General features: G+C 67.8%; 12 protein-coding genes and 2 pseudogenes. 2 read left to right on the top strand and 12 right to left on the bottom strand.

What is annotated here, in order from left to right; all coding sequences use genetic code 11:
* Positions 1 to 33: 33 nt before the first annotated feature.
* The 12 genes and pseudogenes from PX52LOC_RS32460 to PX52LOC_RS32400 all read right to left on the bottom strand — a co-directional run bounded on the left by PX52LOC_RS32460 (position 34) and on the right by PX52LOC_RS32400 (position 14,683).
* Positions 34 to 828, bottom strand: a complete 795-nt coding sequence (locus PX52LOC_RS32460; protein ID WP_149113973.1) for a hypothetical protein — start codon at positions 826 to 828, stop codon at positions 34 to 36.
* 93 nt (positions 829 to 921) lie between these two features.
* A pseudogene (locus tag PX52LOC_RS43515) lies at positions 922 to 2,373 on the bottom strand (SUMF1/EgtB/PvdO family nonheme iron enzyme).
* A 26-nt stretch (positions 2,374 to 2,399) separates the two neighbouring features.
* A pseudogene (locus tag PX52LOC_RS44215) lies at positions 2,400 to 2,747 on the bottom strand (protein kinase domain-containing protein); the annotation flags it as partial.
* Positions 2,748 to 3,090: 343 nt separating this feature from the next.
* Positions 3,091 to 3,690, bottom strand: coding sequence for an ECF-type sigma factor (locus tag PX52LOC_RS32440; RefSeq protein WP_149113970.1), 600 nt, complete (start codon positions 3,688 to 3,690; stop codon positions 3,091 to 3,093).
* A 257-nt stretch (positions 3,691 to 3,947) separates the two neighbouring features.
* A complete protein-coding gene (locus PX52LOC_RS32435; RefSeq protein ID WP_149113969.1) occupies positions 3,948 to 5,399 on the bottom strand; it encodes an EF-hand domain-containing protein in 1,452 nt (483 codons plus the stop codon).
* Positions 5,396 to 6,712, bottom strand: a complete 1,317-nt coding sequence (locus tag PX52LOC_RS32430) for a DUF1501 domain-containing protein (protein WP_149113968.1) — start codon at positions 6,710 to 6,712, stop codon at positions 5,396 to 5,398. Before PX52LOC_RS32430 ends, PX52LOC_RS32435 begins: the two co-directional genes overlap by 4 nt.
* A gap of 16 nt (positions 6,713 to 6,728) precedes the next feature.
* Positions 6,729 to 8,252, bottom strand: coding sequence for a DUF1549 and DUF1553 domain-containing protein (locus PX52LOC_RS32425; RefSeq protein ID WP_149113967.1), 1,524 nt, complete (start codon positions 8,250 to 8,252; stop codon positions 6,729 to 6,731).
* A gap of 28 nt (positions 8,253 to 8,280) precedes the next feature.
* Positions 8,281 to 9,258, bottom strand: a complete 978-nt coding sequence (locus PX52LOC_RS32420) for a DUF1559 family PulG-like putative transporter (RefSeq protein ID WP_168219350.1) — start codon at positions 9,256 to 9,258, stop codon at positions 8,281 to 8,283.
* A 23-nt stretch (positions 9,259 to 9,281) separates the two neighbouring features.
* Positions 9,282 to 12,374, bottom strand: a complete 3,093-nt coding sequence (locus PX52LOC_RS32415; protein WP_149113965.1) for an FtsX-like permease family protein — start codon at positions 12,372 to 12,374, stop codon at positions 9,282 to 9,284.
* A 10-nt stretch (positions 12,375 to 12,384) separates the two neighbouring features.
* Entirely contained in the window at positions 12,385 to 13,161 is a 777-nt protein-coding gene (locus PX52LOC_RS32410; protein ID WP_149113964.1) for an ABC transporter ATP-binding protein, read from the bottom strand.
* Between the two features lie 30 nt (positions 13,162 to 13,191).
* On the bottom strand, positions 13,192 to 13,536 hold the full coding sequence (locus tag PX52LOC_RS32405; RefSeq protein WP_149113963.1) for a carboxypeptidase regulatory-like domain-containing protein: 345 nt from the start codon (positions 13,534 to 13,536) through the stop codon (positions 13,192 to 13,194).
* 133 nt (positions 13,537 to 13,669) lie between these two features.
* The gene (locus PX52LOC_RS32400) at positions 13,670 to 14,683 is read right to left on the bottom strand and encodes a DUF1559 domain-containing protein (protein WP_149113962.1); all 1,014 of its coding nucleotides are present in this window, start codon (positions 14,681 to 14,683) and stop codon (positions 13,670 to 13,672) included.
* Positions 14,684 to 15,379: 696 nt separating this feature from the next.
* Here PX52LOC_RS32400 and PX52LOC_RS32395 point away from each other — a divergent pair.
* Positions 15,380 to 16,102, top strand: a complete 723-nt coding sequence (locus tag PX52LOC_RS32395; protein WP_246173810.1) for a phosphatase PAP2 family protein — start codon at positions 15,380 to 15,382, stop codon at positions 16,100 to 16,102.
* Between the two features lie 100 nt (positions 16,103 to 16,202).
* Positions 16,203 to 18,371 carry a PSD1 and planctomycete cytochrome C domain-containing protein gene (locus PX52LOC_RS32390; protein WP_168219349.1) on the top strand — a complete coding sequence of 723 codons (2,169 nt, stop codon included), beginning with the start codon at positions 16,203 to 16,205 and terminating at the stop codon, positions 18,369 to 18,371.
* Positions 18,372 to 18,528 lie beyond the last annotated feature (157 nt).

Raw genomic sequence — 18,528 nt, 5'->3', positions numbered from 1 at the left:
ACGACCCACACTCGGTCCCGCGGGTGGCGTATATCAGCCCCCGCTGTTGAGTTTCTTGATACGGATGTAGCCAGACGACGCGACAGCCGCGCTGTCGAAGTTCTCGCCCGTGATGATCCGGCCATCGACCACCACGTCGTCGGCGATCGTGGTCGGGTCTTGGGCCTGGTGGTCGACACAGTGCACCTCAAAACCCAGCGAGCTGTTGCCATGCCCCGAGACGGGCGCGGGGTCGGCGGCCACCGTGGTATTGACGCTTGGCCCGCCGATAAGCACATCCCGGCCTGAATCGCCGGTGCCCGAGATTTGTGCCGAGAGAATCAAGTATTCGCCGACGATGATGGGTTCGGGACGGGGTTCCGGGACCGTCAGCGAATCACTCACCGTGGCAGTGTCGAACCGGATCTTGGCGTAGTTCAGCGAGAACTGATCGGTCGGCGTGGCAGCACTCACGTTGCGAAGGGCACCGGTCTCGTGATGGTACGACGACGAACCCCATCCGCCGACGAAGACGACGGCCGAGTAGTCCGACGCGCCGGCCGTCGCGGCAGCGCTGTCGAAGTTCTGGCCCGTGATGATCTTGCCATCGACGACCACGTCGTCGTGCGCGGCGTGCGGGTTGAAGCGGTCCAGAACGAGATCGGTGACGCTGGGCAGCGCGGCGGGCGCAGGGTCGGAGGTCGCGTACTGGTACGCCGACGCCCCCCACCCGCCGACGAAGACGATCGCCGGCACCTCGCGTGCCTCCAGCGAGTCGATACCCAGTCGGGTCTTGGCCTTGGGCCGGGGCGAGTTGGACAGATTGAACAGGCGGGTCCACACTGACATGACTTTTCCCTCTGGTAAGATCCGGCCGACAAGGCCGGTCTGCCAGAGACTCGTCAACGGCGAGCGGCGTGAGACATGAACGCGAAGATTTTTTCAGCCGGGGATTTCGAGGAGGACGCGGAACCCTGCCGACAGCGACGTTTGATTTTCCCACGTCCGGCGGGCGCACCGATAGGCGTCGGGCCATGCGCCTCCGGCGCCGAAGGGAATCTCGTTGAATCGCCCGCCACGGACCGGGTAGATCGCACCGCCGAGGTTCGTCGGGCGGTGTGGGTCGTCGGCCCAAAGGTTCTCTACCGCACACCGCTCGGCCGCGTTGCCCTGCATGTCGAACAGCCCGAATCCGTTCGGCTCCCGCGAGCCGACCGCGGCCGGCACGTCGACACCGAACACCGTGAACTGCGTCAGCGGTTCCGGGTCGTCGCCGTGGCTCCAGGTCCCGTACCGCCCGCCGTGGTACGCGAATTCCCATTCCGATTCGGCCGGCAGCCGACACGGACGGCCCGTTTCCCCGCTCAGCCATTTGCAGAACGCCACCGCATCCGCCCACGCGGTGTTGAGGACGGGGTGGTTGCCAGCCGGAACGTACTGCCCAGCCGCTTTCTAGTTGAACCCGACCTCGCTCTTCCACCGCTCGCCCGGGCCGAAGTAGCCCCACCCGGGCACCCCGCTCTCGGCGACCGTCCGACGCCCGTTCCGCGCCACGAACAGCCCGAACTGAGCGACCGTCACCTCGGTCTTGGCGAGGTAGAACGGCTTGCGGATGGTCACGGCCCGCTGCTTCTCCGCGAGGTACCACGTCCGATGCCAGTCGTCGAGTCCGGGCCGTGACGTGAGCCGCGTCACGAGTTCGTCTGGACTACCCATGAGAAAGATGCCCGGCGGAATCAGCACGAACGCGAACGCCACCCCGCCGACGGTGTCCACCCGCTCGACGGGTATCCGCAAATGTTCGGCCCACCGCCGCTGGTATTCCCGCGCGTCCGCGAACGGCATTTCGGCGACGAGGGGAGCCTCCCCGCGTTCGGTGCCCTCGGTCGGCAACGGCGACAAACCGCGAGTCCCCCGCCAGAGGGCGTACCCCAACGCGGGGACCACAACGCCGGTCACCGCGCCCACGATCAGATTCCGGCGCGTCAGAAGACGGCGAGGCGGGTCCAGCAACTCGTCCAGTTCGGAGACGACCGCGTGCATGTTCGCCGGCCGGTCGTCGGGACGCTTGGCCAGCATTCGGGCGACGAGGGTAGCAAGCGCGGGCGGAATGTCCGGGCAGAGGGTGGTGACGGTCGGGGCCACGATCTGGCGGTGGGCGTCGAGCCGATCCCAGACGGTACCGGTGTCGAAGGGCGGCCGGCCGGCGAGCAGGTAGAACAGCACGCACCCCAGGCTGTACACGTCCGACCGGGCGTCGGCGTGGTTAGCGTTCCCGGCCTGCTCGGGGGCCACGTAATCGACCGTCCCGAGGAGCGTGCCCTCGGCGGTGGGTCGGGCACCGGCGACGGAACGGCTTCCCGCGACCGGGCCAGCCCCCAATCGGCGACGCACACCCGCCCGGACCCGTCGAGCAGCAGGTTCGACGGCTTCACGTCGCGGTGAACCACCCCGCAATCGTGGGCGTGGGCCAGCCCGAGCGCGGCGTCCCGAACGTGACGAACGGCCGCGTCCGCGGGCAGTGGGCCGACCGCCTTCACGAGCCGCCCCAAGTCGCCGCCTTCGAGGTAGCCGGTGACGAGGTAGGAAACTCCGTGATCCTCGCGGGCGTCAAACGCGGCCACCACGTTCGGGTGAGACAGCTTCGCGGTCAGTTCGACCTCGCGGGCGAACCGCCGGTGCAGCGCCTCCCGGTCGGGGGCGTCATGGGGGACGACCTTCAGTGCGACCAGCCGGTTCATCCGCCGGTGTCGCGCCAGGTAGACCATGCCCATCCCACCCGCCCCGATCGGCCGCGCCAGTTCGTACTCCCCCAACACCGGCGGGATCGGGGCTTCGCCCACGTTCTGAAGGAGGCGAACGAGGCGGGTGCTGTCGAACTGGGGGAACCGCGCCGCGAATTCGTCGGGAGTAAGCCTCTCCCCGCGGCGGCGACGGTAGGCAATCTCAATGGGGAGCAGGTGGTCAAGAATCGCGAGTGCGTCGGTCGCCGCGTCCTGGACGAAAGCTTCCAGTCGGGGTGACCGGCTGGCCCGGTACTCCGCTTCGAACTCGTCGCACAGCTGATTGATGCGGAGGAGAGTGCGAACGGTGGCCTGCGGGTGTGAGGTGTTAGGCGTCATCATCGGCCGACTCGGCCCAACACAGCTCGATCAGCCGCAATTTACGTCCGACCGTCTCGCGGACACAGCCGAGTTCCTCCGCGATCTCGGCTTGTGTCCGCCCGTTCATCCGCAACTCGGCCACTCGCCGCAGCATCGGATCGCCGGTGCGGTCCAGATGCTCGAGCAGATGAACCAACTGGTCGGCAACCTGGCACGCGAACTCCGGAGGGGGTTGCGTGGAGATGAGGTGTTCGATCGCGCAGGGGTCCGATGCGGCACCGCCGCCGCGCTTCTGCCGGGTCTCCCGCCGGATCAAGTCGGTACACTTGTTCGCCGTGATGGCCACGAGGAGCGGCCACAGGGCGGTGCGGTCGGTGAGTTGCGGGAAGCGGTCCCGCCCGGCACCGGCCCAGAAGCTGGCGAACGCGCTCAGGGCCACGTCCTCGGCATCGGCCCCGCGCGGGGCCGCCACGGCCAGCCGCTGTCGCGCGACGGCCACGAGTTTCTCGAAGTAGGCCCGCCACAACCCCTCCGCGGCCCCGGGGTCGGCGGTGCGTGCCATCCCGATCAGCCGGGTGATCGATTGCTCCGGATCCGGTGCGAACATTCCTCACACCCTCACGCTCAAGATGGTCTCGAGGCCCGGCAGTCGCCAGGGATAGCGTGAGTGTAGTCTAGCGGAAGGTCTGAGCCACGAAAGGCATCTCCGGCGGGCGGTCGAGAACGAACCCGCGACCTCCTTGGCGTATGGGTCCGTCATGACTCTCACGACGGTCTGGCAGTGGAGGCTGGCGTTCGGCGTCCCCCCGGTATCGCTCGTCCGGAGTTCCGGCGAACGCCGGGGCTACCTCAGGTAACTCCCGGTCACTTTTTCGGCTCGGTCTTCTCGGCCTCGGCCGAACTCAGCAAGCCGTCCTTGTCGGTGTCAAGTTTGTCGAACGCCTCGGCCGGGCCGGTGAACTCCTTGCGGGACACATCACCGTCGCCGTTCTTGTCCATTGCTCGGAACCACGCCGGGCCGGCCCGGAGGTCGGTGCCGAATGACTGCGGGTAGCCGAGGCTTGCTGCCGCGAGCAGTTGCCGTGGCACCCGCTCGCGGTCGAAACGCCCGTCTTTCACGATGCCGGCCGCCGTCACGACTTCCCACGCTCGCCGAAGTTCGCGGACCGACAGCGTGCCGTCGTGGTTCGCGTCGAGCAGTTCGAACAGGCCGGTCTTGGCGTCCAGCAGCGTGATGAGGGCGTGCCCTCGGCCGACCTGTTGTTGTAAGTCGAGCCATGCGTTCAATTCCTTCTCGCTCAGGGTGCCGTCACCGTCACGGTCGGCGATGGGCGTGAGCCAATCGAGGCCGCCGGTTCCGCGGCGCCGGCCGGCCGGTCGTTCGCCGCTCGGTTCTGGCTTGGTTCCGAGTTGGGCCTGGAGTTGCTTGCGGGTGGTCGCCAGAAGTTCGGGCAACTTCCCGCTCGTGGTCCAACCTTCGAATCGGGCACCGGCGACGACGACCCGCGCGGCCGCGTCCTTCGCCCCAAATTTGACCGCCCACCGGCCGGCCGGTTCCTGGGTTCGCCACGCGGCGGGTAAGGCCGGGCCGCCGCGGCGGGTGATCTCCGCTGCCCAACGCAGGTCCGCGACCTCGGTCGGCAACCGCAGGGCGGGGAACTTCGCGACAGCCTCGACTGTCGGGGCGGTGTCGTCCGGGGGCGTCAGCAGGATCGTCCCGGCTGCACCAGGGTAAACGACCTGCGGTACAAGTTCATTCGCCCCGATCAGTTCGTCGTCGTTCTTATCCAACTTCGCCAGCGTCTCGGCTGCGTCCTTCCATTCCTTCGCGGATAAAGTGCCGTCACCGTCGGCGTCGAGGTGCTTGAGCAGGGCCGCAGTCAGGTCGGCGGTCGCCGGAATCGAGCCGATGCCGATGAGCGGTTGGCCAAAGCCTGACCGGCGGTAGAACGCAGCCACTTCGGCGGCCGAGGCGTGGCCGTCCTTGTCGGCGTCGAGGTCCGCGAACATCGGGGCTTCGCCCACGGGCGGGATGAATCCCATGCCCATCGCCTGCCGAACGGCCAGCGGCGCGGGCAGGCGGGCGGCCTCGACCTTGTCGAGCTTCCCGTCGCCGTCGCGGTCGTAGAAGGCGACCAGTTTCGCGAACGTCTCGTCCCACACGGCGGGCAGCGGCTTGCCGTCCACCTCGACTTCCACCTGCACGCGGGCCGGCTTCGCGCCGCCGAGCAGCACGAGGTCCACGGCGGGCGGACGATCCGCGGCCGCCACCGGGACCGCGGCGAACAACAGAGCGGCGAGCGTTCGACGAATCACAGAAGCTCCTTGATCGGCTTGGCCGCCGGATCGGCGATGCGGATGGGGCGGCTGACGTTCGACATGTTCTGCTTCATCGGGTCGATGCCGACCGCCTTCACGACGGTCGCGATCAGGTCCGGCGTGCGGGTTGGGTCGCCCTCGACCTGGACGCCGTCCTTGCTCGTCTTGCCGACGACCTGCCCGCCCTTGATGCCGCCGCCGGCCAGCACGGCCGCCCACGACGCCGGCCAGTGGTCGCGGCCGGCCTGACCGTTGATCTTCGGCGTGCGGCCGAACTCGCCATGGCAGACCACGAGCGTGTCATTCAGCAGGCCGCGCTCCTTTAGGTCCGCGAGCAGGGCGGCGAAGCCGGTGTCGAGGGTGTTGGACAAACTCTTCACCCGCTCGAAGTTCCCCTGGTGCGTGTCCCACCCGTCGAGCGAGATTTCGACGAACGAGACGCCGCGCTCGACTAGGCGGCGGGCGAGCAGGCAGCCCTGGCCGAACGTCGTGCGGCCGTAGGCGTCGCGGGTGGCATCCTTCTCGTCGTCCAGGTCGAAGGCCGCGGCGGCTTCGGGTCGCATCATCCGCACGGCCTGTTCCACCGACGCCCGCAGCGTGTCGGCAACCGGGGCACCGGGGCCGGGGTTGAAGCCTTTCTCCAGGCCGGCGAGCAACTCCAACCGCTTCGCCTGAGCCGCCGTCGAAACGCCCGCGGCGCGGCCGAGGTCGGGCACGCGGAGGTCGCTGCCGTTGCCCTCGTCGTCGCCCTGGGGGAACCGTGTCCGGCCGCCGCTCACGATGAGGGGCGAAAACCGCGGACCGAGGAAGCCGCCGCCGAGAGCCGAACCGCCACGGCCGCCGCCGACGCTGACGAATCCCGGCAGGTCCGCCGTCGCGTCGTCAAACTCGTGGGCAACAAGCGAGCCGAGGGCCGGGAACTGGATCGCCCCTTGCGGCGTGTACCCGGTTTGGCCTACCAGCCGAGCGCGGGCGTGGTCGCCCTCCTTCGTCGCCATCGACCGGACGATGGCGATGTCCTTCATCCCCTTCGCCAGCTTCGGTAGGTGCTCGCTGATCTTGATGCCGGCCACGGCCGTGTCGATCTCCTTGAACGGTCCGCCGTTCTCGTGGCCGGGCTTCAGGTCCCACAGGTCGATCGTCGCGGGGCCGCCGTTCAGCCACAGGAGGATGATCGACTTGTGCCGCCGCGGTTGTTTTGCCGTGTCCGCAGCCAGCGCGCCGAGCCAGCCGGAGTGCGAGACGCCGACGGTTCCGACGGCCGAGAGCCGCAACCAATCCCGCCGGGTCGGAAAGAGCGAATCTGCCATGTGACTTCTCCGTGCGTCAGTGGTTGGTGTTGAACTCGGTCGTGTTGACGAGCGCCCAGAACAAGTCGCCGAACGCCTTGCTAGTGTCGTTGTCGGTACCGCCGGCCTCGACGTACCGGGCCAGCGGGGCGATCTCGTCGGCCGTCGGGCGGCGACCCAGTACGGCCAGGAACAGCGCCTCGACCTTCCCCGGCGTGTCAAGGAACGGGGCGTCGAGCAGGCCGCGGAGCGTGGCGTTCTTTGCGGGATCGGTCAGGTCGGCGGTGACGCGGCCGTTCATGGTGGCCAGCGATTGCGTGATCGACCGCACGGCCGTCACCGCCCGCTCGACGTGGAACTGGGCCGCGAACCGCTTGCGGCCGGCGTCGTCGCGGTCATGGGCCAGCCCGGCCGCCGTGCGCAGGCTGTCGTAGAGTTGCTCGCCGGTCAACCCCCGGACCGGCATCCGGGCAAACAGCCGCGGGTCGGACGGCGTCGCGTCCTGGACGGTGGCCGACAATTGGTACGTCGTCGTCAGGGCCATCGCCCGCGACAGGTACTTCAGGTCGAACCCGTTCGCCTCAAACGCGGTGGCGATGTCGCGGAGCAGATCCGCGTGCGGGCCGGCCGTGCCGGACTCGCCGCTAAGGTCGTCGAGCGGTTCGACCAAGGCCGTGCCGAAGGCCTGCGCCCATGCCCGGTTCACCGCGTTGCGGGCGAAGTACGGGTTCCCGGGTCCTGTCGCCCACTTGGCGAACGCCGCCCGCCCGGCTTCCGGCGTCACGTTCTCCGGCCACTTCACCGGGGAGCCGTCCATCAATTCCGCCGACAGCGTCTTCTTCGTGTTCGGGATCGTGAGTTGCAACGACACCTTCCCGCCCTCCATCTGCGGGGCGGCGAAGAAGGCGGCCGTCTGCCAGAACTGGTCGCGGGTCCACTTCGCGAATGGGTGGTCGTGGCACTGGGCGCAGTCCAGGTTCACGCCGAGGAACGCCCGCGTCGAACTGGCTGCGAGGTTCTCGGCCTTCCCCTCGTTGGCCGAGAAGAAGACGATCGGGGTGACGGCTCCGCCGCGGACGGCGGCCGCCCGCTTCTCCTTCGCCACCGGGGTGGTGAGCAGTTCGCGGACGATCAGGTCGTACCCGGCATTCTCCTGCAACCGGGCCGCAAGCCACGTTTCGAAGTCGTCGGCTAGCCGAGCGAACTCGACCGTGTCGGCCTGCGGCACCCATGCCCGCCGCCAATACGTCGCCATGTGCCGGGTGTGACCGCCGGAGTCGATCAGACGGGTGACGAGCTTGGCTCGCTTGCTCTCAGACTTGTCCGCGAGGAACGCCCGCGTCTCGGCGATCGACGGAATACGGCCGACGAGGTCGAGCGTCGCCCGCCGCAGGAACGTGGCGTCGTCGGCGACCACCGTCGGCCGGACCTTCGCCTGATCCCAGCCGGCGCGCAGGGCCGCGTCGATGCGGGCGGCGAGTTTCGCCGGGTCTGGGGCGTCCGCCGCACGGACCGCCGATGAGCCGAAGCCAACGAGAAGCAAGATAATCTGGAATCGCATAGCGGAAACCGCCTCCGGGGCTTGGCGATCAATAATCATTCGGACCGATCAGGTGGCCGTCGTCACGAAGCGTGAGGTACACATACGTCAGCGGGTCCAGTTTCTTGCCGACGAACCGGGCCGAGCCGTCGCAGAGGAGGACGTTCGCCCCGCCGTCGTGGAAGCCGTAGACGCCGAACAGGTTGCTACAGTTGACCGAGCAATCGGTAGCGTCACCCTTGGCGGTCCCGCCGTCGGCCCCGGCCGGGCCGAACGCGATCGACCCCCACCCCGCCCAGCTGCCGCGGGCGTTGGCGCTCATGCCGAACTGCTGGCCGTCGCCGGACACCTTCTTGCCGGCCTTCCACTCGTCCGGTCGCCCCGCCTGTTCGATGACAAGGAGTGTGCACGATAGGCCGTCGGTGATCTTGCTGAGCGGCGTGATGTCATTGTCGCCCATCGCCTGCCGCTGGTTGCCGAGCATTTGGTCGCCGACGACCGCGTTCAGGCCGTACCCGCCGCGGGGCATGAGGATGCCGTTTGACGTGATGTAGTCGTTCGGCCCGCACTTCACGGTGGAGAGGCTGTCCTTGTCGGCGTTCTCCGACTTCGCTGACGCTTGGGCCTGGATCGTCACGACGCGGTCGCGGGGGGCCGCCGGGCAGAGGAACATCTTCACCTGTGCCTCGACGGCCGCTTTGTTGCCAACGTCGAAGCAGTCGAGTTTGAAGTTGTACTTCTTGGCGAGGTCCGCTTCGCCGATGTACGGCAGGAGGTACGGCCCCCACCCGTGATAGGGTTCGCCGTTGTTGAACCCGGCACGCCGGGGCGGGAACCCACCCTGAACCTTCTCCAGTTCCAGGAACCCGCGGCCCATCTTCCGCAGGTTTTCCAGGCACGCCGCGCGGTTGGCATCCTCGCGGGCCGCCTGTACTCGCGGCAGCAACAGGCCCAGCCCGAGTGCCGTGACGGTCAGCACGACTACCAATTCGACCCGGCCGAGACCTCGACGGGGAAGCGTTCGCATGTCCTGTCCCTCCATATGTTCGATCACGCCGCGGCGCGGCCGGCTTGCAATAACCGTAGGGGTTCCGTTCGCCCGGTGCGGAACGCCGGCCAGAGTGACGCGAGTACGCACAGGCCGACCGCGATGCCGAAGCCGACGGCCAACTTCGCCCACGGCACGATGAGTGGCGTGTACTGCCCACCGCGGATGTTGACGTACCGCGTCACGCCGGTGCCGCAGTACCCGGCCATCGTGCCGAAGCCGAGGCTCAGCACACACGCCACGATGCCGATGAGCAGCGATTCCGCGACGATCAACCGGAACAGGCCGAAGCGGGTCACGCCGAGTGCCCGCAGCACGCCGAGATCCCAGCGGCGGGCACGGATCGAGGACAGCACGGTGTTCATCACACCCAGCGACGTGACGAGCACCGTCACCAGCGGCAACTCGCTCAGCGCCCAGATGATGTTATCCGCTCGGCCGCGGATCTCCTGCCGCGCGTACTCTGCCGTCACCAGCGTCACGCCGCCCCCGCGGCCGAAGGTCGGCAATCCTCCCGCCGGTGTGCCGCCCGCTGCTCCCGCTGCGCCACCTGCCGCCCCACGACCACCGGCCGCGGCACGCCCGCCTGCCGCTCCACGTCCGCCCGCCGCGCCGCGGCCCTGCCGCGGTGCCGCGTCCGGGTCGGCGGGTGCGGTTGGAGTGCGACCGAGGATCGTCTGAATCGAAGCCTTGATTTCGTCCTCTGGAACAGTGCCGTCCCTGTTGCCCCAGAAGGTGACGGTGCGGCCCGTGTTGAAGTCCTTCCGGACGACATCGCGGTCACAAAACATCAACCCAGCCGCCCGGCCTTGACGGAACCCGGCCTTCGTCAGCCAGTGCCAGCCCGGCATCGAGATCACGCCGGCGATCTCGTACTCGATCTTGTCGCCGGTCCGACCGCCCGACAGCACGCCGAACTTCTGCCCGACGCCCAGCCCGGACTCGCGGGCAAAGTGGTCCGGCACGAGGCAGTACCGGCCCTGCTTGAGCTTGGCGATGGCCTTGTCCCGCTTGCCTTCGACGTACTCGAACTTGAACACCGGGTTGTCGCCGCCGAGCGCGAGATCGAGGTCGACCCCGACCATCACGCACGTGTCTTGGCGCGTGGCCGACTCGCGGACCTTCGACCCCGTCGGATCGTCGGTAAACTTCACATGCTTGACTGCCAACGGCAGGAACTTGTCTGCGACGAGGCCGGGCACGTGCCGCACGGCGTCGATCTTGTCGTCGGGCACGCCGCCGGGCACGCTGACGACGAGGTCCGGTGCCCACTCCCCGGGCGTGAACGGGGCGAGCATCGAGTAGCCCCACGTTTGCGTTGCCACGAACAGGCCGAGGCCGATCGTCATGGCGACTGTCGTGCCAACCGTCCGCCACATGTTTGCCGACAGTTGTGTCGCCAGCAGGCGAGGGTTGAGCCGCAACACCCACGCGAGGACTGGGCCGAGGACACGCTCCGTGAGGGCGACCGCCATCGGGGCGAGCAGCACGAACCCGAGGACCATCGACGTACAACCGACTGCGGCCGCGATCAGGTATCGCGAGCTATCCGGCATCGGCACGTAGAACACCACCAGCGGGTTGATCGCGATGAGAATGAGGCCGATGATCGTGACCAGCCACGGCAACCGGCCGGTGTACGCGGCCCGCCGCGGGACCATCGCCTCCAGCGGGCTCACGCTCGTGGCCCGCCACGCCGGCATGATCGCGGCGGCCACCGACCCGCCGAGCGCGCACACCCCGGACAGCACCACGCACCACATGCCGAGCGCGGCTCCTTCGGCGAGCAATTGCGGCTTCACCTGGGCCATCAGCTTCAACAACGCCCACCCCGCGAGTAGGCCGCCGCCCCAGCCGATCAGCCCGAGCAGGATGCTTTCGAGGAAGACCATCGTGCCGATCTGCCACTTCGTCAGCGACACGGCTCGGAGCATGGCGAACTGCCGAATCCGCTCGTCCACGCCCATGCTCAGTGTCGTGAAGATGATGAACAGGGCGGCCAGCAGCGAGATGCCGGTCGCCGAGTACGCCTGGGCGCGGACCGTCTCGAAGATGGTGCTATTGTCCACCTCGGTGTCCACCTTGCCCGGCGTGCGGACCTCGACCGGCGGTGACGACTTGCCGAATTGTTCGGCCCACCGGCCCTGGAACGCCTCGATCGACTCCCCGGGCTTGAGGATGACGCCGGTGTAGCTAACGCGGGCCGGGATGTTGGCGAGACGTTCGGCCAAGGCCACCGGCACGTACAGGGCGTTCGACGCCGGGCCGCCTGGCAGTGCCCCCGGTCGCGTCGGCGGCAGGCCGACCATGAACTTCGGTCCCGGCAGACGCTTCGATTGTTCCACGATCGCGACGATTTTGACGAAGTTCTCCGTCCGGTTCGGGCCGAAGCCGTTGGCCACCACCATCTCGTCGCCGACATGGATGCCGAGTTGCTCGGCCGCCTCTGACGTGAGTGCACCGTTGTTGGCCTCGCCGTCCTTCGGGTCGAACCACTGGCCATGGAGAACCTTGTGCAGTGGCTCGGCGGAATCGGTGCCGACGACGGTGGGCACCCGGCTCATCGCCCGCTGCGCGGCCACGCCGCCCATGATCCGCGGGCCGGACTCAGGTTGCGGCGGTTGCCGGGGTGTCTGCGGCGTCGCTGGCGTTGCTGGAGTCGCCGGCGCGGCTGCCGGCGGCGCACCTTCTTCAGCCTCCGCCCCCGGCCCGAAGCCGGGAAACCGCGTTGTACTCGTGTCGCCGATCTTGGTGGCCCGCACGGCGGTTTCGAACACCGGGTCGAGGACCGCCACCGCGGGATCGCGGCGGACTTGCTCGATCAGATCCTTCGACAGTTGGCTCGCCCGGCCTATCCCGACCGGAGCCGCATCCCCCCGGTTCTGCGAGGGGACGAGGAGGAACTCGTACCGGCCGAGGTACTCCTCGCCCATCGCCCCGAACTGACCGACGAGCGAATCGTATCCGCTGACGACCCAGACGACGATGCACGCGGCGGCCACCGTCGAGAGGCTGGTTAACAAGACGCGGCCGGGCCGGTGCCGCACGTGCGAGGCCACCAACCGGAGGACGACCTTCAGTTCCGCGAACGTCATTGGGAGTTCCTTACGCCGGGCCGGCGTTGACGACGTGCTGGTAGTGGGCGGTGAGCAGTTCCGCCGTCGGGAAGTCGGCCGTGCGAAACTCGGTGAGGACGCGGCCGTCCTTCATCACGACCACGCGGCTCGCCCACACGGCCACGCTCGGCTCGTGGGTCACGACGACAATCGTCCGCTTCTGCTCTTCGCACAGTTCCTTCAGCAGCCGGCAGATGGTCTGGCCGGTCACAGAGTCGAGGCTGCCCGTCGGCTCGTCGGCCAGCACGAGAGCGGGGTCGGTGATGAGCGCGCGGGCGATGGCCACCCGTTGCTGCTCGCCGCCGCTCATCGCGTCCGGCCGGTGCCGGCGGCGGGGCGTCAAACCTAGGCGGTCGAGCAGCGGGTCGAGGCGCTCGGCAGCCTGACTGCCGCGGCCGTCGGTCATCAGCGGCAGGGTGACGTTCTCCTCGGCCGTCAGCGTTGGGATGAGGTTAAACGCCTGGAAGACCAGCCCGATCTTGCGACGGCGAAAGCGGGTGAGCTTCGCGTCCGACAGCGACGACAGGTCCGTGTCGGCGATCGCCATGCGGCCCTCGTCCGGGCGGGTGAGGCCGGCCATCGTGTGCAGCAGCGTACTCTTGCCGGACCCGCTCGCGCCCATGATGGCGACGAACTCGCCGTCGTGGACGGTCAGCGACACGCCCTTGATCGCCTCCACCACGGCTTCGCCCTGGCGAAACCGCTTGGTGACGTTGTCCGCCCGCACGGGAGTCTGGAGAGCGGGAGGGGCTGTGAGTGTGGCCATGAAGCAAATCTCGATGGTGTGGGAAGGCCGTCAGTCGAGTTTGAACGGTTCGAGGTCGTTGGACCCCTCGGCGATTTTCACTTTGAACTTGCTCTTGGCCGCGTTGCTGTACTTGCCCTTCCAGCGGTCCGCCGGCGTTCCGCCCTCCTGCGGGTCCCACTTTGGGTCCGGATAGGTGAACGTCACGGCGTACTCCCCGACGGGTGCCCCGTCGTTGCCGGAGACGAGCGTGAACGTTCCGTCGGCCGCCGTTTTGCCGAACGGGCTGAACTTGACCGCCCCCATGTCGAAGAGCGGGTGGAATTCCACCGCCACGCCTTCCAGCGGTTTGCCCTGGTACAGAACGGAGCCGCGGACCGGAACAAGCGGCGGCAACCCTGGCGCCTTCGACGCGCCCGAGCCGCAACCCGGGCCGACGAGAACCACCGCCATCAAAACAACAAACCCCGGCAGACGCATGAAACCACCTCGTTGAGAAGCAAGCCCGCGATCACTTTTAGCCACGTGGTCAATCGGTACTGAGGGGAGCCTCCCCGTCGTCTTTGATGAGCCACTGTGCCAGTACCCGCCCGCTCAAGTTGGCCGAGCCGAATCGGACTGACCCGTCGGCCAGCAGGAAATTCGCCCCGTTCGTGTGGAAGCCGTAGACCCCTTGTTGATTGCTGCAATTCATGACGCACGAGAGGACCGACGCGCTCAGTCCCGACCCGCCCGACACCGTACTTTGGTCCAGTTGGCCGGCGGCGTTGGTGTGGCCGGGGTTGTACATGCCGATCGCGATGGACATATAGCCCGCCCACGCGCCCCGGCTGTTGGCGTTGGTCGTTTCGTCGCCCACCTTTTTGCCGAGGTTCCAAATCTGCGTCCGCCCCGCTTGCTCGAAAACGAGGACGTTATTGGAAAGGCCGTCGGTATGTTCGGCGATTCTCACGTAGCGATCGTCGTCGAGGGCATCGTGCTTGTTGGAAGGACTCGGCGGAACCCAGCCGGCACCGTAACCGTCCGTGGGCATCGAAACCCCGTTGCTCGTCTGGTAATCAATCGAACCACATTCCGCCGTGAACGACGTGCCGGGGTGCAGCGAGGTCGTCGTACCCGTTGCGGTAATGGTGACCGTCCGGTCGGGTGCGGACGGGCAACGGTACGTTTTGATTCTCGTTCCGACGGCGGGCTGGTTGACCGAGTCGAAGAAGTCCGCCTTGGGGTTCATGGCGTTATCGACGGTCTGTTGTTCCATGTACGGAAGGATGAGCCAGCCCCAACCGCCGTAAGCCCGCCCCAACGGCGAAGGGGTCGCCCCCAAACTGAAGTCGGTGCGGCGGGCGGGGAAGCCTTTGTTCGTATCGTGGAAGCCGTGGAAGGCGAGGCCGACTTGTTTGAGGTTGTTCGTGCAACTCATCCGCGCCGCCGCCTCGCGAACCTTCTGGACGGCCGGCAAGAGCAAGCCAATCAGGATCGCAATGATGGCGATGACGACGAGCAACTCGATGAGGGTGAATGCGGTCCGACGGTCACGAAGCATCTGTGCCTCACGCTGGAGGTTTCATGGTGCGGAATGAGGAGTTGCGTTGCAGGACGGGAGCGGTGTCCGAGCTGAGCAGACTCACGTGAATTCGCGTGTGCTTGCCAAAGCCATGCCACACGAATGAGGGTGTTACAACCCCTTGCCTTGTAAGCAATGACAGATGATAGGGGAAAGAACCCAGCCCAGTAGTGGGGAAAGAATGCCCAAAAACGGGCAAAAATTAGCCAGCGTGGCCTGATCTGCGATCATCCCGCCGACTTGGCGGCACTCCACACCGCAAGAAGGAATCACCGTGGCGGATCCGCCCCATGTGCGGAACGTGCAGAACCTTTTCCCTAACGGCTAAATCGGTAGTACGCACATTACACACTACATTTCAGCAATATTCCTTCCTCCCGAGTAGGTATGAGTACGGAGAAAGGTTCCACAGGTTCCGCACCAGAAGTAACGTGAGCGGTACGCGGATGCCCGCAAATGTGGTCGTCCCGACGGATCGCGAGATGTGCGGGGATGTGCGTGGAAGTGGCCGTCGAAAGTCACGAGGTGAAGCGGGTCGGCGTGTACGATGGAACCTTGCGGCGACGACACCAGCACCCGGTCCACACCCATGCGGACCGATAGGTGATTCAGCCGGCGAGGGACGGGTATGGCGTCTGCCTTCCAACCAACTCGGTCGAGGGAGCGTTGAACGGCATGCGAGGGGCGATCATCGTCGGGCGGGCGGCTCGGGAGTGGGTAGCCGGGGCGGATTGGCTCGTCCGCCTCGTGGCCTTCGCCGCCGTCAGTGGCGGGGTGGCGTTCTTGGCCGCCGCGGCCGCCGTCACGGGACCTGAGCTACAGGCCGCTGACGAGCGCGTTCTGCGGGCGTTCCGCACGGCCGACGACCCGGCCGCCCCGATCGGCCCTCGGTGGGTGCGGGAGGCCGTACGGGACGTGACCGCCCTCGGCGGGCCGGCCGTCCTCACGCTCGTGACCGCCGGTGTCGTCGGATACCTGCTGGCCGGTCGGCACCGCCCGGCGGCCGTGTTCGTGCTGACCGCCGTGGTCGGCGGGGCGGTACTGAGCGCCGCCCTCAAGGCCGCCTTCGCCCGCCCCCGGCCGGCCGTGGTGCCGCACTTGGCGGCCGTGTCCGACGCCAGCTTCCCGAGCGGCCACGCCATGCTTTCGGCCGTCGTGTACCTGACGCTCGGGGCCATGCTCGCCCGCCTGGTGACGGCGGGGTGGGCGAAGGCGTACTTCGTGCTCGTCGCCGCGTGCTTGGCGGCTCTCGTCGGCATCAGCCGCGTGTACCTGGGAGTCCACTATCCGTCCGACGTGGCGGCCGGGTGGTCGGCCGGGGCGGCGTGGTCCGGCCTGTGCTGGCTGGTCGCCCGCCGCCTACAACGACGGGGCGTGGTGGACCGCGACGCCGGTTGAACCGCACGGCCTCGGTCGAAGCACTACCTTTTTTGTTGAGGCATCGCGGCAGATGTGCGAGGATGACGGAGGTAAACTCTCCCCCGACCCGTGCGGTTGAATGCCATCGCGAACCCTCTCCACGGCCCTCGCGAGTTTGCTCGCGAGCCTTTTGACCGCCCCCCTGCGTGCCGAGACCGACTTCAACCGCACCGTCGCACCGATCCTACTCGGCCACTGCGTCGAGTGCCACGGCGGCGCCGCCCCGGCGGGCGGTCTTGATCTCACGACCGGGCCGGGCCTTCGCGCCGGCGGCAAGCACGGCCCGGACTTTGATCTACTGTTCGAGCGGGTCCGCTCCGGCGAGATGCCGCCGCCGAAGCAGGGCAAACCGCAGCCCCTGGCCGATTCGCAGCAAAAAGCCCTCGCGGCGTGGGTCGCGGATAAGGCCCCGTGGCCGGCGGGTCGGACCCTTGACCTGTTCGAATCGACGACCGGTAGCCGAGCGGGCCGTGACTGGTGGTCGCTCCAGCCGGTCCGCAAACCGTCCGGGACGCTCGACGGCTTCGTGAGGCGGGCGTTGACGGACCGCGGCTGGACGCCGGCCCCGCCGGCCGACCGCCGTACGCTCATCCGCCGCCTGTCGTTCGACCTGCTCGGCCTGCCGCCGACATTCGAACAAGTGGAAGCGTTCGTTCGCGACCCGGCCCCGGACGCCTACGAGAAGCTCGTCGAACAGTACCTCGCCAGCCCGCGGTACGGCGAACGCTGGGGCCGGCACTGGCTCGACGTGGCCCGGTACGCCGAGACGTGCGGGTACGAGCGAGACCAGGTGAAGCCGAACGCCTGGAAGTACCGCGACTGGGTGATCCGTGCGTTCAACGACGATCTGCCGTTCGACCGCTTCGTGACCGCCCAACTGGCCGGCGACGAACTACCGGACCGCACCGAGCAGACCGTCGTCGCCACCACCTTCATCCGCCTCGGCACCTGGAACGACGAGCCGAACGACCCGCAGGAGTACAAGTACGACCGCCTCGAAGACATGGTCGGGGCCACGAGCGCGGCGTTCCTCGGCATGACGGTGAAGTGCGCCCGCTGCCACGACCACAAGTTCGACCCGATCCGCCAGGCCGACTACTACCGCATGGCGGCCGCGTTCTGGGCCGGGTTCGTCGAGCCGGGGCCGCGGGAGTTGCTCGGCGGGCCAAGCACGAAGGCGCTCGGCAGCGACGCCCACGGGTGGACCGACCGCGGCCGCACCGTCCCGCCGATTCGGCTGTTGAAGAAGGGCGACCCCGCCCGGCCCGCCGAGGTGGTTGAACCCGGGCACCTGTCGATGCTGCCGACGCTCGATCGGCCGATTCCGCAACCCCCGGCCGACGCGAAGACGACCCACCGGCGCTTGGCGTTGGCAGAGTGGATCGTTGACCCGAAGAACCCGCTGACGGCCCGCGTGTGGGTCAACCGCGTCTGGCAGTTCCACTTCGGCCAGGGCCTCGTGCGGTCGCCGGACAACTTCGGGTTCACTGGCGAGAGGCCGACGCACCCGGACCTGCTCGACTGGCTGGCCACGGAGTTGATCGCGAACAGGTGGTCCACCAAACACGTCCACCGTCTCATTTTGCTCTCGAAGACGTATCAGCAGTCGTCGCTCCACCCGCGGCAGGACGAGTACGCGAAGGAGGACGCCGGCAACAAACTGTGGTGGCGGGCTGATCGGCGGCGCGTCGAGGCCGAGGTGATTCGCGACGCACTGCTCCAGGCGGGAGGCAACTTAACGCTGGAACCGGTCGGCGGTCCGAGTTTCGCCCCGGAACTGTCACCGGAGGCCCTCGAAGGGCTTTCAACAAAGGCGGCCGCGTGGAAGGCGTCGCCGCCGGCGGAGCAGGGGCGGCGGAGCGTGTACGCCTTGAGCAAGCGCGGCCTCCTCGCCCCGCAGTTGACGACATTCGACTTCCCGGACACGACCCTGCCGTGCGGCCGGCGGGACAGTACGACCGTCGCCCCGCAAGCCCTGACGCTCTTGAACAGTCGCTTCTCACACCAACAGAGCGAGCGGCTGGCCGGGCGCGTCGAGAAGGCCGCGACCGAGGAGGCGAAGCGGATCGTGGCGGCGTGGCGGTTTGCCCTCAGTCGCGACCCGCGACCGAGCGAGACCGCGGCGGCCGTTGAACACCTGGCGAAGCAGCGGGCGAACTTCGCCGGTCAGAAGGACGCCGGCCACCTGGCGCTGGCGTCGCTGTGCCACGTGCTGCTGAACGCGAACGAGTTCCTGTACGTCGATTGATCTGCGTTTAGCACCGGAGGTGCGGCAAATGTTAGCCAGGGGTGGAGGCTCTGCGGAACCCCGGAACCTACCCGCCAAACCAACAAGCCCCGGAGGGGTGACAGATGCGACTGCCGCCCCTCCGGGGCTTGTCCATTTCGGGTGCCTGGTCCCAGGG

Origin of the sequence: Limnoglobus roseus (assembly GCF_008254045.1) — a bacterium.
Lineage (GTDB): Bacteria > Planctomycetota > Planctomycetia > Gemmatales > Gemmataceae > Limnoglobus > Limnoglobus roseus.
This window is presented reverse-complemented; position numbering and strand designations above follow the sequence as displayed.